Below are 13,088 nucleotides of genomic sequence, written 5' to 3' on the forward strand. Positions count from 1 at the left end.
ATTCAGTTGAAAAACCGTCTACCGTGCGACCCCCGGCAGGGGGATTCCCCAGGGCCTGACCCCAATTCCTACAGCGTTCTCCCGCTCGCTCACAAGGTGCTTCGCATGACCCTCCACCACCTGCCCATCGTCGGGCTTTGCTTGATTTCAACGCTTTCATTCGCTGCTGCACCGACACCCGATGCGATTGCCGAGTATGAATCGGCTAACCAGGCCATGGAGCAAATGCAACGCGGTTATGCACAACTTCAGGACTTGCCGGCCGAGACAGATGCAGATCGAGCGAAAGGGCGGGCACTCATCAATGAGCTATCCGCACTCAGTACTCGAATGTATGCACACCTGGACAATGCCGTTGCTGCCGGGCATGCCGTCGCGATGTACCAGAAGGCCAAGATGCTGGCGGTAAAAACGATTGGCAAAGGTAATAAGGCGGTGTGTGACCTTTATGGTCAGGCCGCCGAGCTTGGGCTTATGGCGGGTGCTCTGGAATATGCCAAGTGCCTGGACTTCTACCCGTCGACAGCGGAGTACGGCAGGCGGTTGGAGATACTCAAATTGGCTCTCGAGGGCCAGGATCCGTACGTGGCGGAGTACCCCTTGCTGACGTCGTTCCCGTATTGCTTCCCCAAGCACAAAACAGCGTTGCAGCCGGGTGAAGATGCTATTGCCTGGGTTGTAGACAATGCGCGTCCTCAAGCATTGAGCGCCGAGGATTTTCGCGCAGAGGGCTATTACACATTGGCCATGACAGGCTTGGACGAACAGCCCAGGGAAATCAAGGCGGGGTTTCTAAGAGCGGCTTTCGCCCACGGGTGTCGAGAAGACTCTGCGCGTATCGCCAAGAACTTAGGCGTGACAGTACCGTCGGGAAAATGACCATTATTGAGAGAGTAGTAATCTGATCACCGTTGTTTTAAATATGCTATCCGTGCGCCACATTCGTCATGTCCTTGTGAGCCTGACAGCTAGCAAATGACTGTGAATCACTGGGCCTCTGGTTCGAATCCAGGTCGTGGAGCCAGATCGCAACAAAAAGAGAAACCTGCAACCGTCTCTAATCCCAGGATTCAGAGGTGATCCCATGAAAGTCGCTGCAGCCAGCACTGTACCGGGGACAGCGTCGCGGCAAACAGGTAATGTGCGCTCCATTGCGTCGCCCGCCAGGAGGGCGATGCCGTTGTTCATGGAGTTGCACCGCACATGAGTTGCTGGAATGTCCTCGGCCTGTCCCCTGATGCCGACGCCCGCACAATCAAACGCCAATACGCCACCCTGCTGAAGAAAACCCGCCCGGATGACGACCCCGAGGGGTTTCAACGCCTGCGTGAAGCCTACGAAGAAGCGTTGAACTGGTGCGAATGGCAGCGGGAGGATGATCCGCTGACGACTGTGGAGCATGCACCCCCTGTCGTTGTTGCGCAGACCCTGCAACAGCAGTATCAGCAGGCGCTGGCAAGCGGCGCCGGGCTGATGTTTGAAGTTACGCTGCTGCAACGCATCGTTGATACCCACGAGGTCGACCTCGATGACCGTCAATGGGCCTTCGAAACCTTCCAGTGGCTGAGCGCCTGGCAACGCTTGGACCTGCCTCACGTGCTGATTGAGGCCCTGGAAACGCAGAGCAAGGCCGCGCTGCAAAAACCCTTGCGCCTGGCCCTGGAACAACAGGACGAAGCCGGGTTCCTGGCAGCCTATGAGGCGCGCAGGCGTCAGCCCTGGATCGACAAGAACCCCCATACGCAGTGGTTCAACAGCTGGTTGGCCAAGCTGCTGCTGGAAAGCCGCTATTGGTCACCGACGGTGTTTGACGTGGTGTGCGCCGGCCAGGGCTGGCATGGCGGCAGCGACCATACCTGCCCGTCCGGCGATTGGCCCTTGCTGTTGCGGCGCCAGCAAAGCCCGCAGTTTATCGCCCGACAACGCGAGCTGGCGGCCGAACCTCCCGGCACTCCGCAGCAACGCGCCGCGCGCCTGCTGCTGGCTCCCATGACCCTGGGCCAACGCCGTGCCTTCGCCCAGCGTTTGAACGAGGACGACTGGGCAGCCTGCCAACGGCTCAGTGCCGATATTTATGCCGACCACCCAACAGTGGCGGCCTCGATGCCAGGCGGTACGCCTTACTTCTGGCAAGGTTGGGAACGTGCATTCGACAGTTGGCCACTGGTGCTGGCGACTGTGCTGGGCTGCATGGTTGGCGCTCTGGTACACGCCGAATCCCTGGCTGGCAACCTGCTGCGAACCCTCGGCATCGGCCTGTTGTGGTCGATACCCATTGTGCTAGGTGGCTTCGTGGGGTGGCATGTGTGGCGCCCGTTGGCCCACCAATACCGTGTGCTGGATGAGCGCTTGAGCAGCTTGCTTCCGCGGTGGCTGAGCCCGACGCGCTTGCCGCTGCTGCCGCTGCGCGACCTGCTGCCAGGTGCTGCGATGATGGCAGCAGTCGGCTATAAAATCGGCCCGGCGGCCAGTGTGGCGCTGCTGCTGGTGCTGGCGGCCATTGGCCTGTTCAAGCGGCGCACCCTGAAAACCCACACCCCGTGGGTAGCCGGTAACGTCCAATGGCCAACCTCAATGATTGCCCTGGGCATCGCCGCGTGTGTGGTGCTGTACGGCGGATTGAAAATGCTCGACAGCCAGTACCAGGTCAACCGCAACCAGGGGCTGCAGCAATGGACCGAGCGCCTGTGCAGCCGCCTGCCGGCCACCGCACAGGAATGCCAAGCCCCTGCCACCGAGGCGCAATGGTACGGCCAGGAGGCCAGGCGATGAATCCGAAATGGTTGATCCCCATCGCCCTGACATTGGGCCTGGCCTTGCTGGGCCTGGCCGGCGCCAGCAAGCAGGTGGCGCAAGTGCAACTGTGGCTCGACAAGCGTGACGGCTCCGAAACCGCCAAGGCCAGCGCCCTGGCGCCGATCATCGACTGCATGAACCGCGTCGATCGGGACTGGCGCCTGTTCTATTACGGCTACACCCATCAACAGTGGTACAGGCCCTCCATCTTCGACGAGCAGACCTACGAGTCCCTTGTGCAGATGGACCGGGTCCTCAAGGAGTTCGGCGACCACGACGAAGCCCAGGGCCGTGAGCTGCAAAACGATATCTGCGCCCAACGCATCACCGGCAAGCTGGAACGCCTGGAACCCGATAGCCCGTTGATCAATGCGGCCGGGCGATACGTGCTGGCCTTGCAGGACGTCACGCCGCTGACCAACTCGTTTGACTTCTACCAGCGGCTGGGCCAGTCGCGCTTTCAACCACCGCAGGGCCAGGCAGCACAAGCCATGGTCCTCAAGGGCGATGCTTATATGTCTGCCTCCACCGAACTGCGCAAGCGCCTGGCGCGTGAGGACGTGCGTCTGCGCCCTGCACAACTGACGCTGCTGCAGGCGCGCTTTGGCCAGGATATTCACTGGCACTTGCTTAACTATATGGTTGCCGCACGCGCGGCGGTGGATGAGCTGGAGCAAGGGGCGTACCTCGCAACCCTGACTCCCGAGACCCTCGCGCCGTTGATCGATGCGGTGCAACTGGCGAGCATGCAGGGTAAGGACTACGTGCGTCTTCACCCCGGCAAGCCACGGGACGAGTTTGCCAACTACCTCTGGCACACCATCGCGCCGTCGGCGGACGCGTACCTGCAAGCGTTGCAGGCCCTGCAGAAGCACTGGCACGAGCATGCGACGCCACAGCAACTGAGTGACGACTTTGCCCTCGTCACCCATCGCTACGACGTCTTGCTCAGCTTCTACAACAAACCGGCGCGCAGCACCTTTTGAGGCTTGGCCTGTTAACGCCAATGCAGAATTGACCCAAGTGCCGGAGTTCCTTTCGTCATTTGCACAAAGGCCGCAACGCCCATCGCGATAATGACCAGACGAATTGAGCACCACTGACTTAGTATAAGGATCCCTTTCGTTAACGAGGTTTTCTACGATGCGACGTCTTGTTCTCGTGGCCCTATTGCTTCAGTGCTTCAGCGCGTTGGCGGACGACGCGATTGTGCCGGTCAAAAAGTGGACGTTGCTCGACCAGAATGACAAAGCCTATACCCTCGACGACGATGCCCAGGTGCTGCTGGTGGCCCGTAGCATGTCGGCGGCGAAACTGGTGAACGCCGCCATCGAAGACTCACCCGCCGGCTATCTCGAAGCGCGCCACATGATTTATGTCGCAGATATCGAAAAGATGCCTTCCCTGGTCAAGATGGTGGCCGTGCCGGCGATGCGTTCTGCCAAATACCGGATCCTGCTGGACCGTGATGGCCGGGTCGCCAGTGAGTACAAGGGCGACCGTGATTCGGTTCAATGGCTGACGCTCAAGGGCGGCGCCGTCGTGCAGGAGCAACGGTTCACCGACGGCACTGCGCTCAAGCAAGCCATTGCGCAGCGACCACAGCCTTGATCAGCGCGTGATCGTTGCTTTTTTGAAGACCATCGCCATGAAGCCGGCAATCATGTCGGCATCGTCGAAGACCTGGCGCAGGTTGCGCTCGGCGTTGGCCAGGTGCGTATAGAGTTGCTCCCTGACCTTGTCCACGCCGTAGATGGAAACGAAGGTGGACTTGCCCACATCCTTGCCCTGGTCCTTGCCGCTGTCCGGGCAGTTGTCACACAGATCGTCATACATCTGGAAAGCCTGCCCCAACTCGAGGGCAAAGTTCTGCAAGACCGCGCGTACGCGTTCGTCGCTGTTGCTGATCAGCCAGGCCATGTCCACGATGGCGCCGAACAAGACCCCGGTTTTGAGATTATTGGTCAAGGCGATCTGTTCGGGGCTTCGGGATCGCTGGCCGTCGCGCAGGTCCTGAAACTGTCCACTGACCAGCCCCTTCATGCCCACCGCGTTGGCGGCCAACTCGACGAGTTGGGTCCTGATCGAGGGCGCCAATTCGCTGATGGACGCAATCACACCAAACGCGCGGCTCAGCAACGCGACTGCGGTGAGGATCGCCACGTCTTCGCCGAATTTCAAATGCACGGTTGGCCGGCCGCGCCTGAGTGACGCGTTGTCCATGCACGGCATGTCGTCGAGCACCAACGACGCGGCGTGGATCAGCTCGACCGCGCAACCCAGGTCCAGGGCGCAGTTGCTTCTATGCCCAAGCCCGTCGGCAATCAGGATCAGCAGGATAGGGCGCATGCGCTTGCCGGGCGCCAACGTGGATTCGCGCATGGCGAGCGCCACCAGGTCGCGCTCGTTGCGGCTTTCGGACAGTAACTCATCCAGGCGCTTCTCGATGGACGCGCGTACCTGAGAAAGGCGCTCGGTAAAACCGAGATCGAGGATGGCGCCGGGTTGCGTGGTCATCGATGTATTTACCTCTACTGGTGCGAATGTGTTGCGAATGGGCGTCCGCACGGGGGGCTTTGAGCTGCCACGCTAAAAGTTGGGAACGACTGGGCATCGGAGGTGCCTCAGTCTTAGCCGCAAAAAACTTATGCGCTCATCACTTCTTTGTATAAGTTATCTTAGTAGCTGACAGTGTCGAGCACAAAATGATTCAAGCAATGTGGGGCTTGTAATGAGTGACAACGATCTGAGTAGACGCAAGGACGATCACCTGGACATCGTGCTCAACGCAAGCGCCTGCCCAAGCGGCATCGGCACAGGCTTCGACGCCTTGCAATTTGAACACTGTGCGTTGCCTGAGCTGGACCTCGACGCCATCGACTTGAGCTGCGGGCTGGTCGGCAGGGCGCTGCGCGCACCCTTGCTGATCAGTTCCATGACGGGCGGCGCCGAGCGTTCCACGGCGATCAACCGCCATCTGGCCGAGGCGGCCCAGGCGCTTGGCATCGCCATGGGCGTCGGCTCGCAGCGGGTGGGACTGCGCAGTGGCAACGACCAAGGCCTGACCCGCGAACTGCGCCGCCTGGCGCCAGATATCGCGTTATTGGGCAATATCGGCGCCGCGCAATTATTGGAGCACGATGGCCTCGACCTGGCGCGCCGGTCGGTGGACACACTGCAGGCCGACGCCTTGATCATTCATCTCAACCCGCTGCAGGAAGCGGTGCAGGCCGAAGGCGACCGCAATTGGTGCGGGGTGCTGGAGGCCATCCGGCGCACCGTGGAAACCGTCGGGGTGCCTGTTGTGGTGAAGGAGGTCGGTGCCGGGATCTCGGCGCAGGTCGCATTGACCCTGGCCGGTGTCGGCGTGCAGGTTATTGACATCGCGGGGCTGGGCGGTACGAGTTGGGCCGCGGTCGAAGCTGCGCGCGCCGTGCGGCCGCAGGATCGACGGGTAGCCGAAGCCTTCGCCGGCTGGGGCATACCGACCGCCACCAGCCTGCAAAACGTTCGGCGCGCATTGCCCGACATGCCCTTGATTGCCTCTGGCGGCATCCGCAACGGCGTCGACGCGGCCAAGGCCATCTGCCTGGGTGCCGATGTGATTGGCCAGGCGGCAGGCGTTCTGCGCGAGGCCACCCTGTCGACGTCGGCGGTCATCGAGCATTTCGACATCGTCATCAGGCAGCTGCGCATTGCCTGCTTCTGCACCGGCTCGACCAACTTTGCGGCGTTGCGACGTGCGCGTCTGCTGTCCACCGCCCCCTTATTGCCTCTGCGCCCATGAGTCATTTCGGGGTCGTCGCGCCGGCGTTCTATAGCCATTTCCAGGCGTTCCAGGCGTTGGCGTCGGCGTTGATCGACCGTGGTCATCGCGTCACGTTTTTTCAGCAGGCCGATGCGCGCCGCTGGCTCACCGACCCTCGTGTGGGGTTTCACACCCTGGGCGCCGTCAGTCATCCGCCGGGCAGCCTCGCCGATGTGTTACGCCGGGCAGCGACGTCAAACAATCCTCTGCGGCTGCGTGGCGTGATTCGCGATTTGTGCGCGACCACCCGCATGCTGTGCCGTGAATTGCCCCAGGCACTGACTCAGAGCCGCATCGATACGCTGCTGTGCGACCAGATGGAAGCCGCCGGTGGCCTGGTGGCGGAGGCGTTGGACGTGCCGTTCATTTCCGTGGCCTGTGCACTGCCGGTCAACCGTGAGCCTGGGATTGCGTTGGCCGTCATGCCGTTTGCCTATGGCACGGACGAGCGCAGCCGACGCCTCTACGAAGGCAGCCAGCGGGTGTATGACTGGTTGATGCAGCCGTTGCGCGATGTGATCCGCGCGGCCTGCCGGGAGTTTGCGATTGAGCCGCGCGATGCGCTTCACCAGTGTCTTTCGCCTTACGCGCAGATCAGCCAGACGATTGCCGGGTTCGACCTCCCGCGCCAGCAATTGCCTGCGACCTTTCACGCCGTCGGCCCGTTACGAACGCCCGAGCATCAGGCGCCAGGCGAGTGGGTCATCGACCCTGCACGCCCATTTATCTTCGCCAGCCTGGGCACCTTGCAAGGTGGACGCATGGATATGTTCCGCCAGATCGCCAAGGCCTGCGCACGGCTCGACGCGCAATTAATGGTCGCCCATTGCGGCGGCCTGGACCCTGCGCAGCAAGCACGCCTCAAGCGCGGCGGGGCAACCTGGGTTGTGGATTTTGCGCCGCAACAGTGGGTCCTCGACAGAGCGGATGCGGTGGTCACCCATGGTGGCTTGAACACGGTGATGGACGCGATCAAGGCACGCACACCGGTGTTGGTCATGCCCATTGGTTTTGATCAGCCGGGCGTGGCCGCGCGGGTCAGCCACGCCGGCGTGGGCCTGAACCTGAGTCGGCGCGCGCGCGCACCGAGGATTCATGACGCGTTGGCTCGGCTGCTCGACCATCCCCTCGAACCTTTGCACCGGCTGGCAGCACAATTGGACCAGGCGGGCGGCACGCAACGGGCGGCCGACATCATCGAAACGGTTGTGCGCACCGGCAGGCCCGTCTGCGCGGAGACCTTGCCATGACCTACGACTTGATATTGGCCGGCGGCGGTCTGGCCAATGGCTTGATCGCCTGGCGACTCAAGCAGCTGCGGCCTGAATTGAACGTGCTGTGCCTCGAAGAGCAAGCCAGCATCGGCGGCAATCACACCTGGTCGTTTCATGACGGCGACCTGAGCCCGGCCCAGCATCAATGGATCGAACCCTTGGTGGTGCGCCGTTGGCCATGCTACGACGTGCATTTCCCGGCGCGGTCGCGGCGTCTTTCTTCCGGGTACGCCAGCATCACTTCCGAGCGCTTTGCCGAGGTGATCCAGGCCGCGCTCGGTGACAACCTTCGCACTGGCCAGCGCCTTACACAGGTGACACCGCAGTCAGTCACCCTCGCCACCGGCGAGACGCTTGCGGCCCAGGCGGTCATCGACGGCCGTGGCATGCGGGAGAGTGAGCAGATGGTGCTCGGGCGCCAGGCATTTCTCGGCCAACTGCTGCAATTGCACGCACCCCATGGCCTCGAAGCACCGATCATCATGGACGCTCGAGTGGCCCAGGGGCAGGGCTATCGTTTCGTGTATGTGCTGCCGTTCAGCGCGGACACGCTGTTGATTGAAGACACTCACTACGTGGATCGCCAGGCCTTGTCCGCCGACCAGCTTCGCGCCCACATCGCCGATTACGTCAGCGAGCAAGGCTGGAGCGTCGCCGCCTGCCTGCGTGAAGAGGAGGGCGTGTTGCCCATCACCCTGGCGGGCGACTTCACGCAATTCTGGCGTGAAGCGAACGGACAGCCGCTATCGGGCCTGCGCGCAGGTTTATTCCACTGCACCACCGGCTACTCGTTGCCCCATGCCGTGCGCCTGGCTGACAGAATCGCGCAACAACGCGACCTGAGTGCCGAGGCGCTCTATAAAAGCATACGGGCCTTCGCCCATCAGGCCTGGCGCCGCCAGCGCTTCTACCGCCTGCTCAATCGCATGCTGTTTCTGGCCGGGCAACCTGAGGACCGGTGGCGGGTGATGCAGCGTTTCTATGGCCTTCCCGAAGGCTTGATCAGCCGCTTTTACGCCGGCAACAGCAGCGTTGCAGACAAACTGCGGGTGGTTTCCGGCAGCCCGCCCGTGCCGGTCATCGAAGCCTTGCATGCGATGTGCCGTTACCTGCCCAGACACTACGAGAATCGAGAATGACCGACGCAAAAAAGGCCATCGTGATTGGCGCCGGATTTGGCGGGCTTGCCTTGGCAATCCGGCTCCAGGCCGCAGGCGTGCAAACGACCTTGTTGGAAAAGCGCGACAAGCCCGGTGGCCGCGCTTACGTGTATCACGATGAAGGGTTCACCTTCGACGCGGGCCCGACGGTGATCACCGACCCGACGGCGATCGAGGCGCTGTTCACGGCTGCCGGTCGAAGGATGGCCGACTACGTCGAGTTGCTTCCCGTGGCGCCGTTCTACCAGCTGTGTTGGGAGGATGGCTCGCGGTTTGATTACGCCAACGACCAGGCGGCGCTGGATCGTCAGATCGCCCAGTTCAACCCACGTGACGTGGCAGGCTATCAACGCTTCCTGGCGTACTCCAAGGCAGTGTTCCACGAGGGCTATCTGAAGCTGGGCGCGGTGCCGTTCCTGTCGTTTCGCGACATGATCCAGGCCGGGCCGCAACTTGCCCGGCTGCAGGCCTGGCGCAGCGTGTATGCCAAGGTGTCGAGCTTTATCGAAGACGAGAGGTTGCGCCAGGCGTTCTCGTTTCACTCGCTGCTGGTGGGCGGTAATCCGTTTGCCACGTCGTCGATCTATACGCTCATTCATGCGCTTGAGCGCGAGTGGGGCGTGTGGTTTCCCCGCGGCGGTACCGGCGCGTTGGTGAACGGGCTGGTCAGGCTGTTTGAGGACATCGGCGGGCGCGTTGAACTCAATGCCGACGTGTCCAGCATTGAGGTGGCCAATGACCGCGCCACCGGTGTGCGCCTTGAGGACGGACGACAATTCCACGCCGACTGCGTCGCCTCCAACGCGGATGTGGTGCACACCTATGCCCGGTTGCTGGGCGCTCATCCCCGAGGAACGCAGGAAAGCACTCGCCTCAAGGGCAAGCGCTTCAGCAACTCGCTGTTTGTGATTCACTTCGGGCTCAAGCGCCCGCAGCCACAGTTGCAGCACCACACCGTGTGCTTCGGGCCGCGTTATCGCGCGCTGATCCAGGAGATCTTCAAGGGCAAGGCGCTGGCCGAGGATTTTTCGCTGTACCTGCATGCACCCTGCATCACAGACCCAAGCCTTGCGCCACCGGGCTGCTCCAGCCACTACGTGCTGTCCCCCGTGCCGCATCTGGGCAATGCGCCGATTGATTGGGACGTCGAAGGGCCGCGCTATCGGGATCGGATTTTCGACTACCTCGAAAAGCACTACATACCAGGGCTGCGCGAGGATCTGGTCACCTGTTGTATCTTCACGCCGACGGATTTTCAACACGAACTGAACGCGCACTTGGGCTCTGCATTTTCCCTCGAGCCCATCCTCACCCAAAGTGCCTGGTTCCGCCCGCACAACCGCGACGCCAAACTCGGCAATGTCTACCTGGTCGGCGCGGGCACCCATCCAGGCGCTGGCGTGCCTGGCGTGATTGGGTCCGCCAAGGCCACCGCCGGACTCATGCTGGAGGACCTGCACCGGTGATGGCTATTCAAGATGATGATCAGACGCTGCTCGACCATGCGACCCGAAGCATCGCCGTCGGCTCCAAGAGTTTCGCGGCGGCGTCGCGGCTGTTCGACCCGGCCACGCGTCGCAGCGCCGTGATGCTGTATGCCTGGTGTCGACATTGCGACGACGTGATCGATGGCCAGGAGGCAGGCCATTCGGCAACGCCCGTTGGGCAGGACGAGGTCAATCAACGGCTCGCCGCGCTGGTTGCCCAGACGCACGCGGTATTCGCCGGCCAGCCCGTCGAGACCGAGGCGTTCGCGGCGTTTCGCGAAGTGGTGATCCGTCATCGCCTGCACGAGACGTATGCGTTGGAACATCTGTCCGGGTTCGCGATGGACGTTCAACAACGCCACTATCAGCGCATCGAGGACACGCTGGACTACTGCTACCACGTTGCCGGCGTGGTCGGGCTGATGATGGCGCAAGTCATGGGCGTGAGCGACGAACAGACCCTGGACCGCGCGTGTGACCTGGGTATGGGCTTTCAATTGACCAACATCGCCCGGGACATCGTCGAGGATGCAGGCGTGGGCCGCTGCTATCTGCCGCAAGCATGGCTGGATGAGTTCGCGATACCAGCGCAGCACCTGGCCGAGCCTGAGTATCGAGCAGCCCTGGCCGTACTGGCGCAGCGCCTTGTCGACAGGGCGGAGCCTTTCTACGTCAGCGCCGAGGCGGGTTTGACCGCCTTGCCGTGGCGCTCTGCGTGGGCGGTGGCGACGGCCAGCGGGGTTTACCGGGAGATCGGTATCAAGGTCAAGCAGAGCGGCAGCAAGGCTTGGGATACACGCGTCTCGACCTCGAAGCTCGACAAGCTCCGCCTGGTGCTGGCGGGGCTCTGGCGCGCCATCAAGTCCCGTGGCCGCCGCTGGCCTGCTCGCCCCGCTGATCTTTGGCAACGTCCCCGTCACGCTTTTCCAACGGGCCGCCATGCAGCGCGCGAAGCTGGCGCCGAAGTGTCGCAATAGACGGCGCGTACAAAAAACCGAAAGAGACGCACCCGGCCTTGCCGGGAACGGCGTGATGCATCCGATGCGCCTGGTAAAGGCGCTTCAGATAGCCGTTTCTCGGCACGTACCGTAACGGCCAGCGCTTGTGCACCAGGCCGTCGTGGGCGAGGAAGTACAGAAAACCGTACGCCGTCATGCCTGCGCCGATCCACTCAAGCGGGTGCACGCCCTCATTGCCGAGGGCAATCAGCGCGATGGCGAACAGCGCGAACACCACCGCATACAGATCATTCTTCTCGAACCATCCCGTGCGGGGTTCATGGTGAGACCGATGCCAACCCCAACCCCACCCGTGCATCACGTACTTATGGGCGAAGAACGCGAAGCCTTCCATGCCGATCAGGGTGGTCAGGAACACCAGAGCGTTGAAAATCATTTAAGTCACTCGCGATAAGTCAGCTGTTCAGACTCGTTTCAGTGCGCAACGTTCTGAGTATGTGCTCAGTGGTACAGCAGGTGTTAGTCAGTACCCGCAGTGGTACAAAGTTGTACATTTAATTGACGCCACTATATCGCCACTACTATGATCGCCACCCATTGATGGCACGATGCCATATAGAGGGATCTAGAAATGTGGCGTACGGTACGTCGAACCAGGATCGGCCTGTTATCCGCTTTTATCTGCCTTGGCGCAGCCGGCATGGCTCAAGCCGCAACCCCGCAAAACACGCCCGGCGTCACTGACCTGATCCGCGACCGCCAGGACCGCCTGCTCGAGGAGCAACAACGCCGCCTCGAAGACCTCAAGGACCTGCCCGGCAAAGCTGCTACTCCAGCCAAGCCGACGGCACCCGCCGACACCCGCTGCTTCGCGATCAACACCATCGAGCTCACCGGCGCCGACGCCCTGTCCGAATCCGAGCGCAACCGCCTGCTCAAGCCCTACATCGGCCAATGCCTCGGCGTGCCGCAGCTCAATGATCTGCTCAAAGTCATCACCGACCACTACCTGGCCAAAGGCCTGGTCACCAGTCGCGCCTACTTGCCGCAACAAAACCTCGCCAGCGGCAACCTCGAGGTGCGAGTGGTGGAAGGCCGTCTGGAAGGGCTGAAGGGCGCCGAAGGCAGCGGCATCACCGACCGCCAACTGGCCATGAGCTTCCCCGGCAAACCGGGCGACCTGCTCAACCTGCGCGAGATCGAGCAGATGGTCGACCAGTTGAACCGCCTGCCATCGAACCAGGCGCAGATGGAGCTGGCTCCCGGCAAGGCCGTCGGTGGCAGTGATGTGCTGGTCAAGAACACCCCGCAAAAACCCTGGCGCGTCGGCCTGTCCCGCCACAACGGCGGCCAGCGCAGCACCGGCGTGCAGCAGTGGGGCGCCAGCTTCGATTGGGATAACCCGCTGGGCCTGGCGGATCAATTGTCGCTGCGCGGCGGCCACGATGCGGTCAGCGATCACCAGAAAACCTCGCGTAACTCGATGCTCAATTACAACCTGCCCTTCGGCTGGTGGAACCTCAATTACAGCTACAGCGAAACCGAATACCGTTCCCTGGCCCAGGCCAGCGGTTTCAACTTTAAGCAATCGGGCGACAGCCAGA

12 protein-coding genes are annotated in these 13,088 nt (G+C 62.1%); 10 read left to right on the plus strand and 2 right to left on the minus strand.

Features of this window, described 5'->3' with window-relative positions:
* Nucleotides 1-105: 105 nt before the first annotated feature.
* The 4 genes from BLL36_RS20310 (at nucleotide 106) to BLL36_RS20325 (ending at nucleotide 4,407) form a co-directional block, all read left to right on the plus strand.
* Entirely contained in the window at nucleotides 106-879 is a 774-nt protein-coding gene (locus BLL36_RS20310; protein WP_076953098.1) for a hypothetical protein, read from the plus strand.
* A 324-nt stretch (nucleotides 880-1,203) separates the two neighbouring features.
* The gene (locus BLL36_RS20315) at nucleotides 1,204-2,772 is read left to right on the plus strand and encodes a J domain-containing protein (RefSeq protein ID WP_076953099.1); all 1,569 of its coding nucleotides are present in this window, start codon (nucleotides 1,204-1,206) and stop codon (nucleotides 2,770-2,772) included.
* Nucleotides 2,769-3,782 (plus strand): DUF3829 domain-containing protein, encoded by a 1,014-nt coding sequence (locus BLL36_RS20320; RefSeq protein WP_076953100.1) that lies wholly within the window; start codon nucleotides 2,769-2,771, stop codon nucleotides 3,780-3,782. Before BLL36_RS20315 ends, BLL36_RS20320 begins: the two co-directional genes overlap by 4 nt.
* Before the next feature lie 157 nt (nucleotides 3,783-3,939).
* On the plus strand, nucleotides 3,940-4,407 hold the full coding sequence (locus BLL36_RS20325) for a hypothetical protein (RefSeq protein ID WP_076953101.1): 468 nt from the start codon (nucleotides 3,940-3,942) through the stop codon (nucleotides 4,405-4,407).
* On the opposite strand, the gene BLL36_RS20330 is transcribed toward BLL36_RS20325, so the two are convergent.
* Nucleotides 4,408-5,313: a polyprenyl synthetase family protein gene (locus tag BLL36_RS20330; RefSeq protein WP_076953102.1), complete on the minus strand. Its 906-nt coding sequence runs from the start codon at nucleotides 5,311-5,313 to the stop codon at nucleotides 4,408-4,410. It lies immediately after the preceding gene.
* 214 nt (nucleotides 5,314-5,527) lie between these two features.
* Between BLL36_RS20330 and fni the strand changes: the two genes are divergently transcribed.
* The 5 genes from fni to crtB are packed head-to-tail and all read left to right on the plus strand — an operon-like array spanning nucleotide 5,528 to nucleotide 11,502.
* Entirely contained in the window at nucleotides 5,528-6,583 is a 1,056-nt protein-coding gene (gene fni / locus BLL36_RS20335) for a type 2 isopentenyl-diphosphate Delta-isomerase (RefSeq protein ID WP_076953103.1), read from the plus strand.
* A complete protein-coding gene (locus BLL36_RS20340) occupies nucleotides 6,580-7,854 on the plus strand; it encodes a glycosyltransferase (RefSeq protein ID WP_076953104.1) in 1,275 nt (424 codons plus the stop codon). Before fni ends, BLL36_RS20340 begins: the two co-directional genes overlap by 4 nt.
* Nucleotides 7,851-9,017 carry a lycopene beta-cyclase CrtY gene (gene crtY, locus BLL36_RS20345; protein WP_076953105.1) on the plus strand — a complete coding sequence of 389 codons (1,167 nt, stop codon included), beginning with the start codon at nucleotides 7,851-7,853 and terminating at the stop codon, nucleotides 9,015-9,017. The genes BLL36_RS20340 and crtY overlap by 4 nt, the downstream gene beginning before the upstream one ends.
* A complete protein-coding gene (locus BLL36_RS20350) occupies nucleotides 9,014-10,504 on the plus strand; it encodes a phytoene desaturase (RefSeq protein ID WP_076953106.1) in 1,491 nt (496 codons plus the stop codon). Before crtY ends, BLL36_RS20350 begins: the two co-directional genes overlap by 4 nt.
* Nucleotides 10,504-11,502, plus strand: coding sequence for a 15-cis-phytoene synthase CrtB (gene crtB / locus BLL36_RS20355; RefSeq protein ID WP_076953107.1), 999 nt, complete (start codon nucleotides 10,504-10,506; stop codon nucleotides 11,500-11,502). Before BLL36_RS20350 ends, crtB begins: the two co-directional genes overlap by 1 nt.
* Here the strand turns inward: crtB and BLL36_RS20360 are convergent.
* Entirely contained in the window at nucleotides 11,384-11,920 is a 537-nt protein-coding gene (locus BLL36_RS20360; RefSeq protein ID WP_076953108.1) for a sterol desaturase family protein, read from the minus strand. The two genes, crtB and BLL36_RS20360, sit on opposite strands and share 119 nt — an antisense overlap.
* A gap of 195 nt (nucleotides 11,921-12,115) precedes the next feature.
* Here BLL36_RS20360 and BLL36_RS20365 point away from each other — a divergent pair.
* Nucleotides 12,116-13,088, plus strand: a 973-nt coding sequence (locus BLL36_RS20365; protein ID WP_130925976.1) for a ShlB/FhaC/HecB family hemolysin secretion/activation protein, incomplete at its 3' end; no start/stop codon positions are given.

It is taken from the genome of Pseudomonas cedrina subsp. cedrina (genome assembly GCF_001983175.1).
Classification (GTDB): Bacteria; Pseudomonadota; Gammaproteobacteria; order Pseudomonadales; family Pseudomonadaceae; genus Aquipseudomonas; species Aquipseudomonas cedrina.

What these genes read in the sequence shown, in the direction of transcription:
- BLL36_RS20310 (WP_076953098.1), top strand. Translation starts at nt 106, where the DNA reads ATGACCCTCCACCACCTGCCCATCGTCGGGCTTTGCTTGATTTCAACG.
- BLL36_RS20315 (WP_076953099.1), top strand. Translation starts at nt 1,204, where the DNA reads ATGAGTTGCTGGAATGTCCTCGGCCTGTCCCCTGATGCCGACGCCCGC.
- BLL36_RS20320 (WP_076953100.1), top strand. Translation starts at nt 2,769, where the DNA reads ATGAATCCGAAATGGTTGATCCCCATCGCCCTGACATTGGGCCTGGCC.
- BLL36_RS20325 (WP_076953101.1), top strand. Translation starts at nt 3,940, where the DNA reads ATGCGACGTCTTGTTCTCGTGGCCCTATTGCTTCAGTGCTTCAGCGCG.
- BLL36_RS20330 (WP_076953102.1), bottom strand. Translation starts at nt 5,313, where the DNA reads ATGACCACGCAACCCGGCGCCATCCTCGATCTCGGTTTTACCGAGCGC.
- fni (WP_076953103.1), top strand. Translation starts at nt 5,528, where the DNA reads ATGAGTGACAACGATCTGAGTAGACGCAAGGACGATCACCTGGACATC.
- BLL36_RS20340 (WP_076953104.1), top strand. Translation starts at nt 6,580, where the DNA reads ATGAGTCATTTCGGGGTCGTCGCGCCGGCGTTCTATAGCCATTTCCAG.
- crtY (WP_076953105.1), top strand. Translation starts at nt 7,851, where the DNA reads ATGACCTACGACTTGATATTGGCCGGCGGCGGTCTGGCCAATGGCTTG.
- BLL36_RS20350 (WP_076953106.1), top strand. Translation starts at nt 9,014, where the DNA reads ATGACCGACGCAAAAAAGGCCATCGTGATTGGCGCCGGATTTGGCGGG.
- crtB (WP_076953107.1), top strand. Translation starts at nt 10,504, where the DNA reads ATGGCTATTCAAGATGATGATCAGACGCTGCTCGACCATGCGACCCGA.
- BLL36_RS20360 (WP_076953108.1), bottom strand. Translation starts at nt 11,920, where the DNA reads ATGATTTTCAACGCTCTGGTGTTCCTGACCACCCTGATCGGCATGGAA.